General features: G+C 56.0%; 18 protein-coding genes and 4 tRNA genes. 19 read left to right on the top strand and 3 right to left on the bottom strand.

Going from position 1 to position 19,828, the window contains the following annotated elements; all coding sequences use genetic code 11:
• Positions 1 to 21 precede the first annotated feature (21 nt).
• Positions 22 to 1,119 carry an SGNH/GDSL hydrolase family protein gene (locus Q0V70_RS03240; RefSeq protein ID WP_297588314.1) on the bottom strand — a complete coding sequence of 366 codons (1,098 nt, stop codon included), beginning with the start codon at positions 1,117 to 1,119 and terminating at the stop codon, positions 22 to 24.
• 50 nt (positions 1,120 to 1,169) lie between these two features.
• Positions 1,170 to 1,244 (bottom strand) — tRNA-Val (locus Q0V70_RS03235).
• A gap of 245 nt (positions 1,245 to 1,489) precedes the next feature.
• On the opposite strand from Q0V70_RS03235, the gene Q0V70_RS03230 reads away from it, so the two are divergent.
• From Q0V70_RS03230 to Q0V70_RS03185, 10 genes are all read left to right on the top strand, one after another.
• Positions 1,490 to 2,488, top strand: a complete 999-nt coding sequence (locus Q0V70_RS03230; protein ID WP_297588312.1) for a LacI family DNA-binding transcriptional regulator — start codon at positions 1,490 to 1,492, stop codon at positions 2,486 to 2,488.
• Between the two features lie 107 nt (positions 2,489 to 2,595).
• Positions 2,596 to 2,668 (top strand) — tRNA-Gly (locus tag Q0V70_RS03225).
• A gap of 129 nt (positions 2,669 to 2,797) precedes the next feature.
• Positions 2,798 to 2,868: transfer RNA gene (locus tag Q0V70_RS03220), tRNA-Cys, on the top strand.
• A 4-nt stretch (positions 2,869 to 2,872) separates the two neighbouring features.
• A tRNA-Val gene (locus Q0V70_RS03215) sits at positions 2,873 to 2,949 on the top strand.
• 325 nt (positions 2,950 to 3,274) lie between these two features.
• Entirely contained in the window at positions 3,275 to 5,284 is a 2,010-nt protein-coding gene (thrS, locus tag Q0V70_RS03210) for a threonine--tRNA ligase (protein WP_297588311.1), read from the top strand.
• A gap of 1 nt (position 5,285) precedes the next feature.
• Positions 5,286 to 5,843 carry an HIT domain-containing protein gene (locus tag Q0V70_RS03205; RefSeq protein ID WP_297588310.1) on the top strand — a complete coding sequence of 186 codons (558 nt, stop codon included), beginning with the start codon at positions 5,286 to 5,288 and terminating at the stop codon, positions 5,841 to 5,843.
• Positions 5,844 to 5,886: 43 nt separating this feature from the next.
• Complete coding sequence (ybaK, locus tag Q0V70_RS03200) at positions 5,887 to 6,360, top strand: Cys-tRNA(Pro) deacylase (RefSeq protein ID WP_297588308.1); 474 nt, start codon at positions 5,887 to 5,889, stop codon at positions 6,358 to 6,360.
• 61 nt (positions 6,361 to 6,421) lie between these two features.
• Positions 6,422 to 7,321 (top strand): pyridoxal 5'-phosphate synthase lyase subunit PdxS, encoded by a 900-nt coding sequence (gene pdxS / locus Q0V70_RS03195; RefSeq protein WP_282921644.1) that lies wholly within the window; start codon positions 6,422 to 6,424, stop codon positions 7,319 to 7,321.
• A 42-nt stretch (positions 7,322 to 7,363) separates the two neighbouring features.
• Positions 7,364 to 7,990 carry a pyridoxal 5'-phosphate synthase glutaminase subunit PdxT gene (pdxT, locus tag Q0V70_RS03190; protein WP_297588306.1) on the top strand — a complete coding sequence of 209 codons (627 nt, stop codon included), beginning with the start codon at positions 7,364 to 7,366 and terminating at the stop codon, positions 7,988 to 7,990.
• A gap of 29 nt (positions 7,991 to 8,019) precedes the next feature.
• Positions 8,020 to 8,661, top strand: coding sequence for an NUDIX hydrolase (locus tag Q0V70_RS03185; protein ID WP_297588303.1), 642 nt, complete (start codon positions 8,020 to 8,022; stop codon positions 8,659 to 8,661).
• Positions 8,662 to 8,714: 53 nt separating this feature from the next.
• Here Q0V70_RS03185 and Q0V70_RS03180 read toward each other — a convergent pair whose 3' ends face one another.
• Positions 8,715 to 10,406 carry a methyl-accepting chemotaxis protein gene (locus Q0V70_RS03180; RefSeq protein ID WP_297588300.1) on the bottom strand — a complete coding sequence of 564 codons (1,692 nt, stop codon included), beginning with the start codon at positions 10,404 to 10,406 and terminating at the stop codon, positions 8,715 to 8,717.
• Between the two features lie 78 nt (positions 10,407 to 10,484).
• Between Q0V70_RS03180 and Q0V70_RS03175 the strand changes: the two genes are divergently transcribed.
• The 9 genes from Q0V70_RS03175 to Q0V70_RS03135 all read left to right on the top strand — a co-directional run bounded on the left by Q0V70_RS03175 (position 10,485) and on the right by Q0V70_RS03135 (position 19,706).
• Positions 10,485 to 12,062 carry an L-serine ammonia-lyase gene (locus tag Q0V70_RS03175; RefSeq protein ID WP_297588298.1) on the top strand — a complete coding sequence of 526 codons (1,578 nt, stop codon included), beginning with the start codon at positions 10,485 to 10,487 and terminating at the stop codon, positions 12,060 to 12,062.
• A gap of 149 nt (positions 12,063 to 12,211) precedes the next feature.
• On the top strand, positions 12,212 to 12,973 hold the full coding sequence (locus Q0V70_RS03170; protein WP_297588295.1) for a YebC/PmpR family DNA-binding transcriptional regulator: 762 nt from the start codon (positions 12,212 to 12,214) through the stop codon (positions 12,971 to 12,973).
• Positions 12,974 to 12,981: 8 nt separating this feature from the next.
• Positions 12,982 to 13,623 carry a crossover junction endodeoxyribonuclease RuvC gene (ruvC, locus tag Q0V70_RS03165; protein ID WP_297588292.1) on the top strand — a complete coding sequence of 214 codons (642 nt, stop codon included), beginning with the start codon at positions 12,982 to 12,984 and terminating at the stop codon, positions 13,621 to 13,623.
• 36 nt (positions 13,624 to 13,659) lie between these two features.
• A complete protein-coding gene (gene ruvA / locus Q0V70_RS03160) occupies positions 13,660 to 14,244 on the top strand; it encodes a Holliday junction branch migration protein RuvA (RefSeq protein ID WP_297588289.1) in 585 nt (194 codons plus the stop codon).
• Complete coding sequence (ruvB, locus tag Q0V70_RS03155; RefSeq protein ID WP_282921636.1) at positions 14,237 to 15,274, top strand: Holliday junction branch migration DNA helicase RuvB; 1,038 nt, start codon at positions 14,237 to 14,239, stop codon at positions 15,272 to 15,274. Before ruvA ends, ruvB begins: the two co-directional genes overlap by 8 nt.
• 71 nt (positions 15,275 to 15,345) lie before the next feature.
• On the top strand, positions 15,346 to 15,831 hold the full coding sequence (locus tag Q0V70_RS03150) for a preprotein translocase subunit YajC (protein ID WP_297588286.1): 486 nt from the start codon (positions 15,346 to 15,348) through the stop codon (positions 15,829 to 15,831).
• Between the two features lie 52 nt (positions 15,832 to 15,883).
• Positions 15,884 to 18,052: a protein translocase subunit SecD gene (secD, locus tag Q0V70_RS03145; protein ID WP_297588283.1), complete on the top strand. Its 2,169-nt coding sequence runs from the start codon at positions 15,884 to 15,886 to the stop codon at positions 18,050 to 18,052.
• Entirely contained in the window at positions 18,049 to 19,164 is a 1,116-nt protein-coding gene (gene secF / locus Q0V70_RS03140) for a protein translocase subunit SecF (protein ID WP_297588281.1), read from the top strand. The genes secD and secF overlap by 4 nt, the downstream gene beginning before the upstream one ends.
• Positions 19,161 to 19,706, top strand: coding sequence for an adenine phosphoribosyltransferase (locus Q0V70_RS03135; protein ID WP_297588279.1), 546 nt, complete (start codon positions 19,161 to 19,163; stop codon positions 19,704 to 19,706). The genes secF and Q0V70_RS03135 overlap by 4 nt, the downstream gene beginning before the upstream one ends.
• Positions 19,707 to 19,828: the final 122 nt, after the last annotated feature.

Raw genomic sequence — 19,828 nt, 5'->3', positions numbered from 1 at the left:
TGGTGTGCTGAATGTGGGTTATCAGGGCTGTTCCTCGCCGGGCGGGACGTCGTCTTTTTCGGTGGAATTGAGTTTCAGAAGTCCGCTTAATGGGTTGGAACGACTGGCCTCCGTTTCGTCAGGCAGCGGGGGAACTATGTCGGCAGTCGAGGCTTGCCACCAGCCGCGTTCCTGCAGTAGCGGTTCGGCCATGCGCACGAATTCGGCAGCAATCTGGCGATAGGTGTCGGTGTTGGGGTGGAAACCGTCCTCGGCTCGAATCATGAGAGTTCTCCACAGCGGCACATCTCCTAAGTGGCGCATGGGGACCAAAATGTGGTTCGACTGAGAAACGGAGTTGATAACGATGTCATTCATTTCGATGGCGCGTTTATCTGCGGGGAGGGGTTTTGCGGGGGGAACTTCAGCAATAAAAGCGCGAGCAGGCAGGCATTTCAGGATAATTTCCATCTGTTGCTGGAAATCTTCGGTGCTTTGCCCTTCAGAGGCAAACACATCGTTGCCGCCTATGTCCAGGGTGATGATGTCCGGCGTTAAGCCCGTGGCCAGCAGCTGCGGAATTTGCGTGTTGACTACGGTCGAGGCGATGGCTCCGGAGATGGAAAAATTCAGCACGATAACCCGTCGCTGCGTGGCCCGTCGCAGATAGGAGGCAAACAGTGCTACGTAAGAGTCCTGCACGTCCTCACACCCCACCCCTTGTGCGGCAGAATCACCGAGAGCGACGTAAATCAGGGGAGGGGCGTTCTTAATTTTCGAGGGTCGATGCAGATTTTGACCGGTTTGTGGAAAAATCGGCTTGTTGGAGTACCAGTCGCTGCGATGCATATAACGTTGCGCACCGTTAGAAAACATCTCGAAGCCGGGGGTATAGAGTTCTGGATTTGCCAGCATCCCCAGTTCGTCCAGCTTTGCCAGCCCGGAGATGACGTGGTCCTCCCAGAACCAACGGTGACTGGAAACCTCTTGATGGACTTTCCACATCCCCGCAGCGGCGGTGCCTGCCCAGACCAGGGATGATGACGTTCCCAGTGCGGCGAGGGCGGAAACTTTTGAGGAAGCGGGTAACTCACGAAACAGTTCAAGTACTGTATCGACAGAAATCTTTTTGGCGGCCACGACACTAGCCTACCCGGCTCGCGCCGTTTTAAGCGCGCAAAAAACAAGTTTGGTGGGCCATACTGGGATCGAACCAGTGACCTCTTCCGTGTGAAGGAAGCGCGCTACCGCTGCGCTAATGGCCCAAGGCTTATCAAGTTTAGCCTTAGGCAGCTCTGAACGCAAAACCTCGGTGTACTGCGGCGCAATGGCAGTTTCCTTCGATTCGGTGCGTTTCGGGAACACTATTGCGAACCTGAGAAAAAGCGCTGGGCTGTATCCCCGAGTTTTAGCCAAAGCCGGTCTAGGTTCAAATTAGCAAACCGTATATGTTAAGACAAATGCCCAGATAATTTTCAGAAATCCTACAGGGTACGTTTAGAATTCTGACATGTATGAGGTTTCAGATTCTGCTGTTGCCGTCAAAAGGCGTGTGACTTTGGATGATGTGGCAAAGGTGGCACATGTGGCGACCTCTACCGCTTCGCGGGCCTTGAACCGTCCGGGGCGTATAAATGCTGAGACGGAAGCCTTGGTGCGCCAAGTTGCGAACGATTTGGGCTATGAACGACCGGAAAATTATTGGCGACGAACACACGTATTGACCCAAAAAATCGGGGTCACGATTCGTCTCCAAGAGTACCAAATGTTGGCTGCGATACAGGACAAATTGATTCTGGAGCAGTACTTACCGGTTTTGTATCCCGCTGTTTCTACGCGAGTCCTGCAGACCGTTAAACGGGAGTTCAATAACGTCGATGGGTTGATTATTGATAATCCCCAGATTCCCGGACGTATGCGCCTGGAAATCCCCAATACCGAGCCTCTAGTGGTGACGAACTGCTTGATGGACGAAGCGACTTGCGTCGTGCCGGATACGGAACAGGGGGTTGCAGCCTTGCTGACGCATCTGACGTCGTTGCGGCATCAATCCATAACTTACTTTTACGCCAAAGATAGTTGGCTGAGCCGGAGTATTTTGCAGGCTTTGCGGTCTGGGTGCGAACGGGACGGTTTAGTTCTGCATACGGTGGGAAACGTCGGGGATAGCCTGGAATCAGGGCATCGTGCGGTGTCGGCTTGGCGTAAGCATCTGGACAGTGCCGCGGTCTTTTGTGGAGCCCTCTCCGCCATCGGTTTTATGGAGGAGTTAGATGAATCTCTGGGAGTCTCGGTGCCGCACGATGTTTCCGTTGTAGCTATCGGCGATGCTTTTATTGGACGGCTGCACCAGCCCAGAACTACCACCCTCGAAGTTCCTTACCGAAAGATTGGCACGGAAGCCGTGCGTCAGCTGGTTAGCCAGATTCGCCATCGGTCCCGTTTGGACAAGCGGGTCAAACATGTGAACATGCGGCTAGTAAACGGCGGTACCACAGGATTTTGCTAAGCTCCGATTCTCGCATTTTCTCCGTTGGGCAATTTCGGTGTGTCGAGTATTTGCAACCCCCGCTCACTTATGTGTAAGATACTGGGGTTGGATTTTTCCGGCTTGTCGCGGATGTGGCTCAGTTGGTAGAGCATCACCTTGCCAAGGTGAGGGTCGCGGGTTCGAGTCCCGTCATCCGCTCGGTTTTTGGGGGAATCGAGCCTCGGTTCGGTTCCCCTCAAAAATTGGCTGTCTGAGGGCTCGTGCCGGGTTCGTGATGTGTACCGGGTTCGAGTTCCTTTTGTAGAGTAAAATACTCAAAACCACATTGGTGGGTTGGCCGAGTGGCTAGGCAGCGGCCTGCAAAGCCGTATACACCGGTTCGAATCCGGTACCCACTTCGACGGGCGGTTGGCGCAGCTGGTTAGCGCGTTTCCTTGACACGGAAGAGGTCGCAGGTTCGAGTCCTGTATCGCCCACCACGACGCAGGTCGAGGATAAAGCCGCGACCTGCGTGTTTTGGTTTGATGGACCGGGCAAGCTTGCTTGCAAAGGTCCATAAAACCAAAACACGTCAGCGGGGGACCCGCTGGCGGCTTTATCCGAGGCCAAGGAAGTGGCGCGCAATTTTGCGTAGCAAAATTGCTGGCACTGCGGTGTGGGCTACGTTCAATTTTGAGTAGATTTTTTCCCGAATTTTGTGTCTTTCTCCGGTCGTGTCGTTAGAGGACTGGAGCTAAAACTTTTTCCGTTTAATTGCGTCGCGTATAAGATTGTTTAGTAAACCAAGACTGAGAAAGGCGCAAAGTGTCCGAGATTAACGTCACTATTGACGGGAAAGCAACCCAGATTCAATCCACCATCACCGGCGAGGACCTGTACCGGGATCGCAAAGAAGTCATTGCTTACTTCATCAACGGTCAGGCTCGCGACCTGTATCGCGAACTTCACGATGGGGACACAGTCGAAGCCATCACTATTGATTCTGAGATGGGCTTGAACATTTTGCGCCACTCCTGCACTCACGTGATGGCTCAGGCGGTCAAGCAAGTGCGCCCGAACGTAAAGTACGGTATCGGACCTTTCATCGAAAACGGCTTTTACTACGATTTCGGCGTTGACGAACCTTTCACTCCGGAGGACTTGAAAGCCATTGAAAAATACATGGCGCAAATCTGCAAAGAAGACCAAAAGTTTGTGCGCCGGGTCGTCACCGAAGAGGAAGGCCGCCAGGAACTCGCCGACCAGCCCTACAAGCTGGAATTGATTGGCTTGAAAGGAGCGGATGCCGACAATGACCAGGCTGCTGCCGGGGCTTCGGTGGAAGTCGGTGGTAGCGAACTAACGATTTACGACAACGTGCGCAAGAACGGTGAGGTCGCCTGGAAGGACTTGTGCCGCGGCCCGCACGTACCTTCGACTCGTCTGTTGAACGGCGTGTTTAAGCTGATGAAGGTGTCGGCCGCGTACTGGCGTGCCGACCAGGCCAACGACTCTCTGCAACGTATCTATGGCACCGCTTGGGCGACCAAAGACGACCTGAAAGAGTACGTGACCCGCATGGAGGAGGCCGCCAAACGTGACCACCGCCGGTTGGGCAATGAGCTCGACCTGTTCAGTTTCCCGGAGGAAATCGGTTCCGGTTTGGCCGTGTTCCACCCTAAGGGGGCGATGGTGCGCATGGAGATGGAAAACTATTCTCGGCGTCGCCACCTGGAGGAGGGGTACTCTTTCGTCTACACTCCGCACGTCACTAAGGGTCAGCTGTTTGAAACGTCAGGGCACTTGGAATGGTACAAAGACGGCATGTTCCCGCCCATGCGCGTGGACGAGGAATGCGACGACCACGGCAACGTTACGAAGGAAGGCTTCGACTATTACTTGAAGCCCATGAACTGCCCCATGCATAACCTCATCTATAAATCCCGCTCGCGTTCCTACCGGGAGCTACCGCTGCGATTGTTCGAATTCGGGACCGTTTACCGTTACGAGAAATCCGGTGTGGTTCACGGCCTCACCCGCGGACGCGGCTTTACCCAGGACGACAGCCACATCTATTGCACGCGTGAACAGATGAAAGACGAGTTGACGAAACTGTTGAACTTCGTGCTGGATTTGCTCAAAGACTACGGTTTGGATGACTTTTATCTCGAACTTTCTACGAAGGATCCGCACAAGTTCGTGGGTACGGACGAGATCTGGGAGGAAGCGACCAATACACTGGCCGAAGTCGCCACAGCCTCGGGCTTAGAGTTGGTGCCAGATCCTGAGGGAGCGGCGTTCTACGGTCCCAAGATTTCCGTGCAAGCCCGCGATGCGATTGGGCGGACCTGGCAGATGTCGACTATTCAGCTGGACTTCAACCTGCCTGAACGTTTCGATTTGGAATACACCGCGGCGGATGGCACCCGGCAGCGTCCCGTCATGATTCACCGTGCCCTATTCGGTTCTATCGAACGTTTCTTTGGGGTGCTGACCGAGCACTACGCCGGAGCGTTCCCGGCTTGGCTGGCGCCGGTGCAGGTGCGTTTGGTGCCGGTAGCAGAGGCATTCAATGATTACTGTGAGCACATTGCGGACCGGTTGCGGGCGGAAAGTGTGCGGGTCGAGGTCGACACGACAGATGACCGTTTCGGCAAGAAGATTCGCAATGCCGCCAAGGACAAGATTCCTTTCACCCTCATTGCCGGTGGCGAGGACGCACAGGCGAACGCGGTGTCCTTCCGGTACCGCGGCGGGGAGCAAAAGAACGGTGTCCCGATTGACCAGGCAATAGCGGAAATCCTGGAGGCCATCCGCAACCGCAGGAACGATTAATATGACTGAATTACCCGCGGAATCAAGCGAGAACTTCGGTGCGCAAACTGACGGACTGGAGCGCCTGTGGACGCCGCACCGAATGGTGTACATCGACGATGGGCCGCATCGTGATGTACAAGCGTGCCCGTTTTGCGAGGGCCCGAAAGGTGATGACGAACAGAACTTGATTGTGTATCGGGGCAAGACTTGCTTTGTGGTGATGAACCTGTTTCCCTACAATCCCGGTCATATTTTGGTCTTGCCTTATCGGCACGTTCCTGACTACACCGATTTGGACTTTGCTGAGCGTATCGAATTCGGCGAGCTGACCGCGCATACTATGGAGGTCATTCGCCAGGTCAAAGCGCCGCAAGGCTTTAACCTGGGAATGAACCAAGGCACGGTCGCGGGTGCCGGAATCGCGGGTCACCTGCATCAACACATCGTGCCGCGCTGGGCGGGGGACGCGAATTTTTTCCCCATCGTAGCGCGCACGAAAGCTGTCCCGGAGTTGTTGGGCCAGACCCGCCAGATTCTGGCTGAGGCGTTCGGAGACTGGCAGTCGCGCGAAATCTGAAAACCTCTCGGTACGGGACTTGAGAAACTGCAGCTCAATTACGATGAAAACCACTAAGACTAACGCGATGCGACTGCTGGACAGCGCCGGGATAGCTTATGAGACCTCGAGCTACCCCACGGACGGTGACATCGGTGCGCTGCACACCGCCGAAGTCTTGGGGATATCCGCCGAACTCATCTACAAGACCCTGGTGTTGGAGGACGGGCAGGGCGGACACTATGTAGCGGTTGTTCCCGCCGATGCTGAGCTGGATTTGAAAAAGACCGCCGCGCATTTCGGCGTGAAACATGTCCAGCTCATCAACTGGCGGACGCTGCGGGACGTGACGGGGTATATTCGCGGGGGTTGCTCCCCGTTGGGGATGAAAAAATTGTTCCCCACCGTCATCGAGGAAACCGCCGTATTGCAAGATAAGTTCTATGTTTCGGCAGGGTTGCGTGGCCGGCAAATTGTGGTCAATCCTCAGGATTTGGCACAAGTGGTGTCGGCCGGTTTCGCCGATATCGTGCAGTAATCGCTAAAATGGGGACGACTGAGAAATCGTAACCTGAATTTGAACAAGGAAAGAAGGCAAAATGTCTGATCAACTGGCGCAAGGAACCGGGACTGATTTGGTGAAACGGGGCATGGCCCAGATGCTCAAGGGCGGTGTCATTATGGACGTCGTTAACGCGGAGCAGGCCAAGATTGCCCAAGATGCCGGTGCCGTGGCGGTGATGGCTTTGGAGCGTGTGCCGGCGGATATTCGAGCCGAGGGTGGCGTCGCGCGCATGAGCGACCCGGATTTGATTGACGGCATCATCAACGCGGTGTCTATTCCCGTGATGGCCAAAGCCCGGATTGGTCACTTTGCGGAAGCTCAGGTGTTGCAGAGCCTGGGGGTGGACTACATCGATGAGTCCGAAGTTTTGACCCCGGCTGACTACAAACATCACATCAACAAGTGGGATTTCACCGTGCCTTTTGTGTGCGGAGCCACTAACCTCGGTGAGGCTTTGCGCCGTATCAGCGAGGGCGCTGCCATGATTCGTTCCAAGGGTGAAGCTGGTACCGGGGACGTGTCCAACGCGGTGACCCATATGCGCACCATGACTTCGCAAATCAACCGGTTGACCACCATGCGTCCCGATGAACTGTTTGATGCCGCTAAGGAATTGCAGGCTCCCTATCCGCTGGTCAAAGAGGTTGCGGAAACCGGGAAGCTGCCGGTCGTGCTGTTTACCGCGGGCGGTATTGCCACTCCGGCTGACGCGGCGTTGATGATGCAGCTGGGTTCTGAAGGTGTGTTCGTGGGTTCTGGCATCTTTAAGTCGGGCGATCCGGCGAAGCGCGCGGCGGCAATCGTGAAGGCCACGGCTCGCTATAACGAACCGGAAGTCGTTGCTGAGGTGTCCCGTTCTTTGGGTGAAGCTATGGTCGGCATCAATGTTCACGACATTCCCGATGACGCGCGCTTGGCTCAGCGCGGCTGGTAATCCGCGGTATTGCTGAGTTTGGTGGAGACACCAGAGAAAAGGATGACTTTGGAGCAAAATCAATGGCGGGTGGGCGTCCTCGCTCTGCAAGGTTCGGTGGTTGAACACGCGCGGGCTTTGCGCACGCTGGGAGCCCTGCCGGTGGAGGTGAAAATTCCTTCCCACCTGCAGGATTTGGACGGTTTGATTATTCCCGGCGGGGAATCGACCACCATGTACAAGCTAGCGCGCGCTTTCGACCTGTTCGACCCGTTGAAAGCCTTTGTCCACAGCGGAAAAGCCATTTATGGCAGCTGCGCGGGCATGATTATGCTGGCTGACCACATCGTTGACGGGATAGACGGCCAAGAAACTCTGGGCGGATTGGACGTGGTCGTGCGGCGCAACGCGTTTGGCCGGCAAGTCGATTCGGCGCAAAGCTTCGTCGACCCCGGTTCTTTTGGTGGCGACCAACCCCTCCCAGCTGTATTCATTCGCGCCCCCTGGGTGGAATCGGTAGGAGCGGGGGTGGAAGTACTGTCGACCTGGCAGCAGACCCCGCAGTCGGTTCCGCGAGTGGTGGCAGTGCGCCAAGGCCCGCTGCTGGCGACCTCGTTCCACCCCGAAGTCACCGACGACCTGCGCGTACACCGCTACTTCCTGGACCTTGTGAAAACTCAAGCCAACTGAGACGATGCCGAAAGGCGAGGGAACAGGTCATGGACGAGGTTTTGCACTCACACGGACACCACGCAACTGAGCCGGTCGCTGGACCTGACAACGATACCGAAGCCTCTATTGACGACTATTTCCGGCGGGAATGGCCTCGGGACGAGGCTGGCTATTACCATCGTCAGGCAGCCCGAGTTGTGGCTTTCAACAGCCACGATGAGCTGCTGTTGCTGCGCGGGCACGACTTTTCAGACTTTGAGCACTGGTGGTGGTTTACCGTCGGGGGCGGACTGGAGGTGGGGGAGGACCCTAGAGACGGGGCCGTGCGGGAGTTCTTTGAAGAAACCGGCTACCGCCTGAATCCGGATGAGCTGGTTGGGCCGGTGCTGCGCCGGCACGCTACCTTCGATTTTCACGCACTCACCTGCCGTCAGGACGAACTTTTCTATTTCACCAGGCTTCCCGGGGCGACCGTGTTTGTGCGTGATGGATTTACTGAGGTCGAACGAGAAGTTTTAGATGAACTGAAATGGTGGGACCTCGATGCTTTACAGCATGAAATAGATGACGGGGCGGTGGTTTACCCGTTGGATTTGGTTTCCCTAGCTCGCGGCTGGGTGCGAGGCTGGGACGGGACGTGCCCGGAGATTAGCGAAGGGACCGTGGGGAAACCCCACTGCGCCGGTTAAACGTTTGGTGCCTGGTCAAAGACCAGGCACCAAAAGCATTTATTCGACCGAAGTTATTGCTCGGTAGGCGATTCGTCAGACGTGGCAGCTGGGGGGTTATCCACCTTGAACCCGGACACGGATTCAGCCAAGTCGGTAGAGATGCTCAACACGGTTTGCATCGTTTCCGAGACTTTCTCCAGTTCCTCAGAGTTACTCGTGGCGGCCCCGGCTATCATCTCAATATCTGAGGCAATTCCGGCCGAGCCCTCGGCAGCGCTCTGTACGGAGTGAGAAATTTCGTTCACGGTCGCGGTCTGTTCCTCGACCGCCGCCGCGATGACCGTTTGAGATTCGTTGATTTTGCTAATGACTTCCGTAATCTGTTGCAGGGCTTGCTCCGCGTTCGCGGTATCTTCCTGGATGGACAGCACCCGGGCGGAAATATCTGAAGTCGCGGTGCCGGTCTGAGAAGCGAGGTCTTTCACTTCCCCAGCAACGACCGCGAATCCCTTGCCGGCGTCCCCGGCGCGGGCGGCTTCGATAGTGGCGTTGAGAGCCAGCAGGTTGGTTTGTTCTGCAATCTGGGTAATCGAAGCAATAACTTCACCGATACGCTGGGAGGAATCGGATAGCTTGGACATGATTTCTGTCGTGTGAGATGCGACTTCCATTGCATGATTGGCGACTTCCGCGGCATTGGTGGCATTGGAAGAAATCTCGCGGATAGAAGCACCCATTTCTTCCGAAGCGGCAGCGACAGTAGAGATAGCGGCGGAAACCCCATTGGCGTTGGCGGCGGTCTTGCTGGCTTCTTCGGCTGCTTGCCGTGCTTCGGCATTCATCTTGTTTGTGGTGTCTTCAATCTGAGAAGTGTGTTTCTCAAGGCTTTGGGCGCTGGTTGCGATGACGGAAATCAACTCAGCAATGCTGGAATTCTTGGTGTTGATGGTTTGCGCCAACTGCTGGGTTTCCTGAACACCCAGGGAACGCAGCCGCACCGTCAAATCCTTGGCATCGTGGGCTTCCAAAATTCGACGGAATTCCTGCACCGGGCGGGCAGTAGTCCGATTAAACATGAGCAGCAGCACGACTACGGCAACTACCAGGGCAATCGCCACGATAGAAAGAATCCACAAAGCTACCCCGGCACCGGTAGCCGAGGCCCGGGCGCTACTGTCCAAACGCTGGTTCATGTGATCCACGCCCTTCTGGATTGGGGTCATGATTTTTTCGACCTCATCGTTGTACTGGTCCCCAAAAATCAGCTCCCGAGCCAAGTCCTGTTTCGCGTCGGGGTCTAGGGCGGCATCTTCCGGGCTGACCTGCCATTCGGCGACCGCAGGAGGCATCTCGCTGGTGTCCATCCCTTGTGAATCCATAATTAGCCGCTGGGCGCGAGTCTCCAAATCCACCAAATGATCTGAGTTAGCCATGCCCTGCTTAACCAAATCGGTTTCCGAAGCGGGGGCGCCCAGCTTTTCCAGCTGTTGGACGGCATCAGCCTTATTGTTAGCCGCGACTTCTTTCCAGTACATGTCCAACCACTTGGGGTCCAAAGTTACAACGTATTCTTGAACATAGTTCGTCAGGTTGGCTGAGGCGGTAGAAACCCGTGCCGCTTGTGCTGTCTGACTAGCCTTTTCTTGGATGTCCCCGCGCATGGTTCCGAACTGCACCTGGCTGAATACAGTCGCGAAAATCGCGAGAACTGCGAATAGTGAAATGAGAGCGTAAGAAATTTTAACGAGGGAGCTGAGCTTCATTGAGGCCTCCTTGACAAAAATGGGGAAGGACCGGAAAATTCGCAGCCCGGACCTATTCTACCCGTAAAACTCCAGGATATGTGCGATTTCGGTGGACTGCAGGTTGGTGCAAACTTAACGGTACTGAATTTACGGGCAACGTGGGCTTGGCCTGGAAACGTGCTACAGGTGCGTGGGGCTATCCCGATGGGGGCTTTCAGGCTAAAATTTGGATTCATGCTCGCGTCCTCGCTTTCCGTGTTTGATGTTATCCAAGTCGGTGTCGGCCCCTCCGCTTCGCACACCGTCGGTCCGATGCGAGCCGGGGCTGATTTCGTGGCACTATTGCTTGATTCCGGGCAGCCCTTCCAGCGTCTGGAAGTTGAGCTCCAGGGTTCTCTGGGGGCTACCGGTCGCGGACACCTCAGCGACGGCGCTGTGCTATGTGGGCTTTCCGGTTTCGTTCCAGCCACGGTACAGCCTGGTGGGGTCGCACGTTTGTTAGATGCGGTGACACCCGAAGGGTCACTAGTCTTGCCGGGCGGGTTGACGGTGCCTTTTTGCTTTGAGCGGGACCTGCTTTATCGGCCGCAAACGATTGCCCCGTTCCACGCGAATTCTTTGGTCATTCGGGCCTATGACGATACGCAGGTTACCTTTTCGAAACGCTACTATTCGATAGGCGGAGGTTTCGTCACCCGTGACGAGGCGGATTTTGGGGAACCCGGAGAGTTGACCTCGCTAGATGAAAGTGCCGCCGCAACTGCCGTGCCGTACCCGTACAACTCTATGGACGACCTTTTGCAACTGGCGCAAAGCGAAGGCAAATCCCTCGGCGAACTGGTGCGTGCCAACGAGTTGAGCCGCATGACCCGTGCGGAGTTGGGACACGGGCTGGACAATTTGCGCAAGATGATGAACAAATGCATCGATAACGGCTGCGCAAACGTGGAGACCATCCTGCCGGGCGGGTTGTCCGTGCCACGCCGAGCCCATCGACTGTTCACCCACTTGCGGGCTCGTGACGGCAAACCCGGAACTCCCGCCATTTGGCGTAGTTTCGCTCAAGACCCCATGCGGGCGATGGATTGGGTGAACCTGTGGGCACTGTCGGTGAACGAGGAAAACGCGGCTGGTGGAATGGTGGTGCGAGCCCCCACGAACGGCTCGGCGGGTATTGTAGCCGCGGTGGGACGCTACTTGCAGTGGTTTTGTCCTGAAGTGGAAACGAAATGCGGTCCGGCCCAACGAGACTACCTGACGGTGGCCGGTGCCGTGGGAGGAATCATTAAAACGAATGCCTCCGTGGCCGGGGCAGAAGTCGGCTGCCAAGGTGAAGTCGGTTCCGCGGCGGCGATGGCTGCGGGAGGTTTAGCGGCGGCTCTGGGGGGTAGTCCCCATCAGATTGAGAACGCAGCTGAAATCGCCATGGAGCATCATCTTGGCTTGACCTGCGACCCTATCGGGGGACTGGTGCAGGTGCCCTGTATCGAACGCAATGCGATTGCCGCGGTCAAAGCCATTAATGCCGCCCGCATGAGCTTGTGGGGAGACGGAACGCATCGGGTCAGCTTTGACGAAGTCATTGAAACTATGTACGAAACTGGCTTGGATATGAGCTCGAAATACAAAGAAACCGCTACCGGGGGACTGGCGGTCAATGTTGTGGAATGCTGAGAAAGGTTCGCTGGGGAGCTGAAATTTGGGTTCGGCGCGACTGTGGTTCGGGAATTGAGTCGGATTTGCGGTAACCTCAGTTAGACGATTCGAGGAATGTTTTATTAAAATGTCTTCGTTATAGGCAATAAGTTTAAGGAGATACACCAATGTCGGGTCACTCAAAATGGGCCACCACGAAACATAAGAAGGCTGCCATTGACGCCAAGCGCGGCAAGCTGTTTGCGCGCCTGATTAAGAACATCGAAGTGGCGGCGCGTACCGGCGGCGGCGATCCTGCCGGCAATCCGACCCTCTTTGACGCCATTCAGAAAGCCAAGAAATCTTCCGTTCCTGCGGATAACATCGATCGCGCGGTGAAGCGCGGTTCCGGTGCTGAATCCGGCGGTGCCGACTGGCAGTCCATCACTTATGAAGGCTACGGACCCAGTGGTGTGGGCTTCATCGTGGAGTGCCTGACCGATAATAAGAATCGCGCCGTGTCTGAAGTGCGTACCATCTTTAGCCGTAACGGTGGCAACATGGCTGATTCCGGCTCAGTGTCCTACCAGTTTGCCCGCCGCGGGGTCATTGAGGTCGCCAAAGTTGACGGCTTGGACGAGGACAAGATTTTTGACGCGGTGCTGGCCGCTGGCGCCGATGACGTAGAAGATGCCGGTGAACTCTTTATCATTGAGACCGCACCGACGGATTTGGTGGCAGTGCGGACCGCTTTGCAAGACGCGGGAATCGACTACGATTCGGCTGAATCCCAGTTCGTTCCCTCGGTCAAGGTTGACCTGGACTTGGAAGCCTACCGCAAGGTCATGCGCCTGTTTGATGCTCTTGACGACAGCGACGACGTTCAGAACGTATATATGAACGGCGATGCTTCCGATGACGTCATTGAGCAATACGAGGCTGAAGAGTAAACGTCTACATGAGAGTTTTGGGCATCGACCCCGGTATCACCAGGTGTGGTATCGGGGTCGTTGACTTTGACACGAGCCGGCAGTGTACCTTGGTGTATGTCGATGTGGTGCGCAGCGACCCGAACACTGCCACCCAGTTTCGGCTGTTGAAAATTTCGCAGGGCATAGCGGAGGCAATCGACCGCTTTCAGCCGGACATTGTGGCTTTGGAGCGTCCTTTCGCGAAAGAAAATCGTCAATCCGTGGCTACCACCATGCAGGCTATGGGAATCGCGATGGTTGAGGCAGCTCGTCAAGGTCTGCCCGTGGCGGTGCACACTCCCTCGGAGGTGAAAGCAGCCGTGAGTGGCAACGGGAGCGCCTCGAAAGCGCAGGTGCAAGCCATGGTGGCGCGAATCCTGCGACTGGATAAACCTCCGAAACCCGCCGATGCGGCAGATGCGTTGGCAATCGCCATCACTCAAGCCTGGCGTGGCACGGGGATTCTCGGCGCCAGTTCAGATGGAGACTTTAGTGTCAGCCTCAGTGGGAAAGTGAAAACTCCGGCCGGAACCCACTTGACCGCCGCCCAACGCTTGTGGGCAGAAGCGGAAGCGAAAACTCGACGTTCCGGCGCGGTGGATCCGCGGCGGCGTCAGAAACCGCTATAGTACAAATGTTCGAATTGCCAACCGCGAGGACAATCAGTGATTTCGATAATTAAAGGGGAAGTCGTCTCCAAGACTCTGGACCGTGCCACGGTACTGGTGGGGGGACTGGGGCTGGAATTTTTTGCTACCCCCAACACTCTGGCCACTTTGGTCCCAGATACGGTCGCCACAGTGCAAACCTACCTGGTGGTCCGCGAAGATTCCCTCACTCTCTATGGATTTGCTACCGCCTCGGAACGCGATACTTTCGCGACTCTGATGCAGGTTAAGGGCATAGGTCCCAAGCTCGGTTTGGCCGCCCTGTCGGTTTTGAGTCCCGAAGCTTTGGCTGTGGCGGTGGCTAACAATGACGTGACCACGTTGCAAAGCATTCCCGGAGTCGGCAAGAAATCTGCCGAACGGATGATTCTGGAGATTGGGGACAAACTCGGTGGCGGTCCCGGCGCGGTGGCGCCCGCGGGGACGGCATCTGGGTTTAACGCCAGCACCGTTGTGGAAGCACTGAGCAATCTGGGTTACAACCAAGCCCTCGCCACCGAAGCCGTCAATGCGGTGCAGGCCAGTGATGCCCCCACCGCGCTGCGGGAAGCCTTAAAGTACCTGGGGAGCAAACGTGGCTGAAGATACAGATTTTTCCTACGAGCAGCGTTTGGTTGATTCCTCCGCTCCCGATGCGGAACGCGCCGCCGAAGCGGCTCTGCGACCAAAGACGCTCAGCGATTTCATCGGTCAAGAAACGGTTAAAACTCAGCTGGAACTGGTCCTCTCGGCGGCCAAAGAACGCGGCGAAGCAGCTGACCATGTTCTGTTAGCGGGCCCTCCCGGGCTGGGCAAGACGACTCTGGCAATGATTATCGCCGCGGAAATGTCCTCCTCGCTGCGTCTGACTTCCGGGCCAGCTATCGGTCACGCTGGTGATTTAGCGGCCATACTGTCCTCCCTGCAGGAGGGCGATGTCTTGTTTATCGACGAAATTCACCGGTTGGCGCGTCCCGCCGAAGAAATGCTCTACCTGGCGATGGAAGATTTCCGGGTCGACGTCGTGGTGGGCAAAGGTCCGGGAGCAACTTCGATTCCCTTGACGCTGCCGCCCTTCACTCTGGTCGGAGCCACGACCCGGGCGGGTTTGCTACCTGCCCCGCTACGCGACCGTTTCGGTTTTACCGCCCATCTGGAGCCTTACCAGCCTCCCGATTTGGCTCTCATCGTGAAGCGTTCCGCCAGTTTGTTGGGTGCTGAAATTACCGAGGATGCAGCAGAGGAAATCGCCCGTCGGTCGCGCGGCACACCGCGGGTGGCAAATCGCTTGCTGCGCCGGGTTATTGACTTCGCCCTGGTCCACGACCATCCCCGGTGCGACCTGGAATCGGCTCGCCGTGCCCTAGAACTTTTTGAGGTCGATGAACTCGGCTTGGATCGCTTGGACCGCAGTGTTTTGCGGGCGGTGATAGAGAGGTTTGCCGGCGGGCCGGTCGGGCTGCACACCCTCGCGGTGTCGGTCGGGGAGGAACCGGAGACGATTGAAGAAGTCGTGGAACCGTTCTTGGTTCGAGAGGGCCTTTTGGTGCGCACCAACCGGGGACGTGCCATTACTCCGAAGGGTTGCGAACACCTCGGGGTCACCCCGCCGGCGGAAAATGCCCTGTTTTAGAGGGTATATTTTCCGTTTTTAACCCGCAGGCTTTAGACTTGGACGGTCGCCTATTTAAGGAAGGTTTATCTGTGCTGCCATTTCAAAATGCTGCAACCAGCTCTCAAAATCCCATTTTTACGTGGGTGATACTCGGTCTCGCGTTTGTGTTGATGATTGTTTTTATGCGCCGCTCCGGCCAGAAACGCTTGTCTCAGATGGAAGAGCAGCGTAAGAGCATGGAACAGATGATGACTCCTGGAACCTGGGTGCGTACCACCTCCGGTTTCTTTGGCAAGGTCGTTGAAGTTAGTGGGGAAGTTATTACCTTGGCTAATCTGACCGGTGAGGAAACATTGTGGGATCTCAAGGCTATCGCCAAAGTTGAGGATCCGAATTTTGGAACGGTCGCCGACTCCGATTCCGATTCTGCGGTGGAAGCGGAGGCAGACCCAGCGTCTGAGTCCACCCCGGCAACGCCTGACACCGAGCCGGAAGAATCTGGTTTCGGCTCCAATATGGGGGACGATTCCTCGTTAGGTGATGACACCGAAAAAGGTGAGGGTCACACCTATTGACCCGAAGATTCGTTAAACAGACAGTGAAAGTTAGATAAAAGAAGGAAAATCTGTGGCTGCCAAGAAGACTAAGAACAAGGCGTTGCGCACACTCATATTTTTCGCCGTGATTGTGGTGGCTCTGGCTGGGACCTTGGTCGGTTCGACCATATTCTCAGATGGCTCGTACGCCCCGAAGCTGGCAATCGACCTGGAAGGCGGAACCCAGCTGATTCTCACCCCGAAGAATACGGAAGCCAAAGCGAAGGCCATCTCGGATGCTGACATTGAACAGGCTATTGAGGTTATTCGCCAGCGTATTGACGCTTCCGGTGTGGCCGAAGCTGAGATTGCTCGTAACGGTCAAGAGAACATTTCGGTTGGTATTCCAGGCAACCCCAGTGAAGAAACTTTGGCTTTGATTCAGCAGTCCGCGGTCATGCGTTTCCGTACCGTCCTGCTTAGCGCGCCTGGCAACGCCACGAACAACGAAGATCCCCAAGCGCTCTTGGGGCAGCTGACCGGTGCCGCGGCTCCTGCCGGGCAAAACCAGCCAGCGGGGGGCGAAACTGGTGACCAAAAGACTCAGACTACGGTAGGTGAAGGCAACAACACCGTGACGATACCGCCGTCTGCACCGGCCGAGACAGGTCAGACGCAGTCCCTGGTGTTCAACTCAACGGATCCCAACGCTACCCCCACCCCGAGCGCCCCGAACCAGACTGCCCCCGCTAACACCCCGGCTGCGCAACAGCCGTCCTCCGCGGCGATTCCTTTCGATGAACTCATGAAAGAGGCGGAAAAATATCCCGACACCCCGGCTGGCCAGTCCAATGTCATCAATGACCGCAAACACATTACCGTGCGGGACATGTTCATCTTTAACCACCTGGATTGTACCGACCCGGCCTCTCTCAAGGGCGGCTCACTGGACGACCCGAAAAAGAATCTGGTCGCCTGCTCTAAGGAAGGTTTCGAGAAATACATCTTGGGCCCCGAAGTCCTCTCCGGTACCGACCTGGTTTCCGCCTCTTCCGGGATGGGAACCAACCAGCAGGGCAACGCCACCGGTCAGTGGGAAGTTGCGCTGAAACTCGATGCTGATGGCGCCAAGAAATTCGATGAAGTGGCCAAGGTGCTGTACCCAAACCAATCCAAGGGAACGAACCGCAATCCTGACAATAACCGTTTCGCGATTGTGCTGGACTCTTTGGTCGTTAGCGCCCCGGGGGTTAACGCTCCGGCGTTTGGCGGCTCCGCATCTATTTCGGGTTCTTTGACGCGGGAATCCTCCGCCACTTTGGCGAACCAGCTCCAGTTTGGTTCTCTGCCTTTGAACTTTGAACAGCAGTCCAAGCAGACCATCTCGGCGACCTTGGGCGGCGAACACCTGAAAGTCGGGTTCTATGCCGCTATTGTCGGTTTGATTCTGGTTGTGCTGTACCTGCTCCAGCAGTACCACGCTTTGGCAGGTTTGGCGACGGCCTCCCTGTTCCTCGCGGGCGGCATCGTGTACCTGGCTGTGGCTATCCTGTCGTGGTCTATGGGATACCGTCTGTCTCTGGCGGGCGTGGTCGGTTTGATTGTGGCCGTCGGTGTGACCATGGACTCATTCATCATCTATTTCGAACGTATTCGAGACGAGGTACGTGACGGTAAGCCCTTGGCTACGGCGGTGGAAACCGGCTGGAACCGCGCGAAACGAACCATCGTGGTGTCCGATATCGTGAACATTGTGGCTGCGGTGGTCCTTTACGTTCTGGCTGTTGGCGGCGTGCAGGGCTTCGCATTTACCTTGGGTTTGACTACTCTGGTTGACCTGGGAATCATCTTCCTGTTCACCCACCCGATGATGTCGTTGCTCATCAAGACCCGTTACTTTGGTGAAGGTCGGAAATTCAGTGGTCTGGATCCGCTACACCTCGGTGCCAGCAGCGACCGTATCTATATGCAGTCTGCCTCGACGGTATCTTCGCCCCGTAAAAAGAAATCTGCGCAAAAGGTCGCCGCGCCGACTATCTCTTTGGCACGCCAAAAGGCTGGTCTGCCTCAGGCTGATGAGGAAGACGAGATTGAGGAAACGTCCGCGACCCCGGCTGAGAACACCGAACCGGAGACTATCGCGAAAGAACCGTCGGACACTTCCCCAGCAGAATCCACTTCCGAAACTGCGGAATCCGATGGAAGCGAGGATGCCGCCCCGAAAGATGAATCCACCCAGACAGAGGAGGACGCGAAATGATGAGTTACGCCCAGTGGGGTAATGCGCTTTACTCCGGGAAAAAGTCTTACGGAATCATTAAGAATCGCCGAATTCCACTCACTGTCGGAGCTATTTTGATGGCTATTTCCGCCATCGGAATCGCGGTTTTTGGGTTGAATCCGTCTATCGAGTTCACCGGCGGTGCCGAGTTCGTAGTCACTAACACAGCATCGAATCCGCCCCAGCAACCCGCCTACGATGCAGTGAAAGCCGCCGGCTTGAACGAACAGACCAAGGTTGCCCAGATGGGTACGAACGGTCTGCGCGTCCAAACCAGTCAGCAACCCACCGACGTGGAACTGAAGATTCAAAAGGAGCTGGCCAAAGCCTACAACGTGGACATATCGAAAGTCTCTAAGACTTCGATTGGTCCGTCTTGGGGGGCTTCGGTGTCCAAGCAGGCTCTAGTAGGTTTGCTGGTATTCATGGGCATGATTGCACTGCTGCTGATGGCATACTTCCGCACCTGGACCATGTCATTCTCGGCACTGTTCGCGTTGCTGCATGACTTCCTGATTACTTTGGGGGTTTTTGCCTACACGCAGATTGAGATTACTCCAGCAACGATTATAGGTTTGCTGACCATCCTGGGTTACTCCCTGTACGACACGGTGGTGGTTTTCGATAAAATCCGCGAAAACACCCGCGATATGTTCAATCAGTCGCGCTCCAAGTACAACGAGCTGGCGAACCTGTCCATCAACCAAACGATGGTGCGTTCCATCAACACCTCCATCACCGGTATTTTGCCGGTGTCAGCGATTCTGTTCCTGGGTGCGGCACTCCTGGGTACCTCCACTCTGTTGGATATCTCGATGCCGCTGTTCATCGGCATGATTGTGGGTACTTTCAGTTCTATCTTTATCGCCACCCCGATGCTGACGCTGATTCGAGGCCGTTCGCAAGCCATCAAAGACCACAACGCCAAGGTTGACAAGGCTCGCGCCGCCGCTGTGGAATCGGGTGCCGCTACTCTCAACGAGGACGGCTCTTTCAAGGAGGTCACGCCCGCCGTGGTGGCGGCCCCCATGGTTCCTGGACACCATAAGGGGCAGTCTGCGCAACCGAAACGGAAGAAGACCAAGAAATGAATTTCTCCGTTGACTTCGACTCGCGCCTGCACGAGATTATCGTTTCGCACCTGACTGAGATTCCTGATTTCCCCCAGCCCGGAATTCTGTTTCGGGATTTTTCCCCGCTACTCGCTTCCGGGGAGCCTTTTCAGGAATTAATTCAAGGAATTGCCCAGCATTATCGGGGACGAATCAATGCAGTAGCCGGGTTGGAGTCACGCGGGTTTATCCTGTCCTCTCCTCTGGCAGTCGAACTGGGTGTGCCCATGATTATGGTGCGTAAGGCCGGAAAGCTGCCCGGGCACGTGGTTAGCGAATCCTACGATTTGGAATACGGTTCTGCGACGATTCAAGTCCAACCGGAAACGGTGCAGGGCTTTGACAATATCCTGGTGGTTGATGACCTCTTGGCAACGGGGGGAACCGCTGCCGCTTCCGTGAAATTGTTGGAAAAGGCAGGGGGACACGTCTGCGAAATCCTGGTGTTGATGGAGCTGAAAGCCCTCAACGGACGCACTCACCTGGGCAATACCCCTTTCCACTCCCTCGTGGAACTGTAAACGCGCTCAGCATCTGTCACCCGTAAGGGGATAGGCAGAGGAATTCGTTGATTTCGTGCTCGATTTTTAGAAAAAAATCCTGGTCACACCCCATTAAACTAACGTTTACCGGGCAAAAGAAT

Source organism: uncultured Mobiluncus sp. (assembly GCF_947087965.1).
GTDB lineage: Bacteria > Actinomycetota > Actinomycetes > Actinomycetales > Actinomycetaceae > Mobiluncus.
Note: the sequence above shows the minus strand (reverse complement) of the source record. Positions and strands in the feature narration are given on the sequence as shown.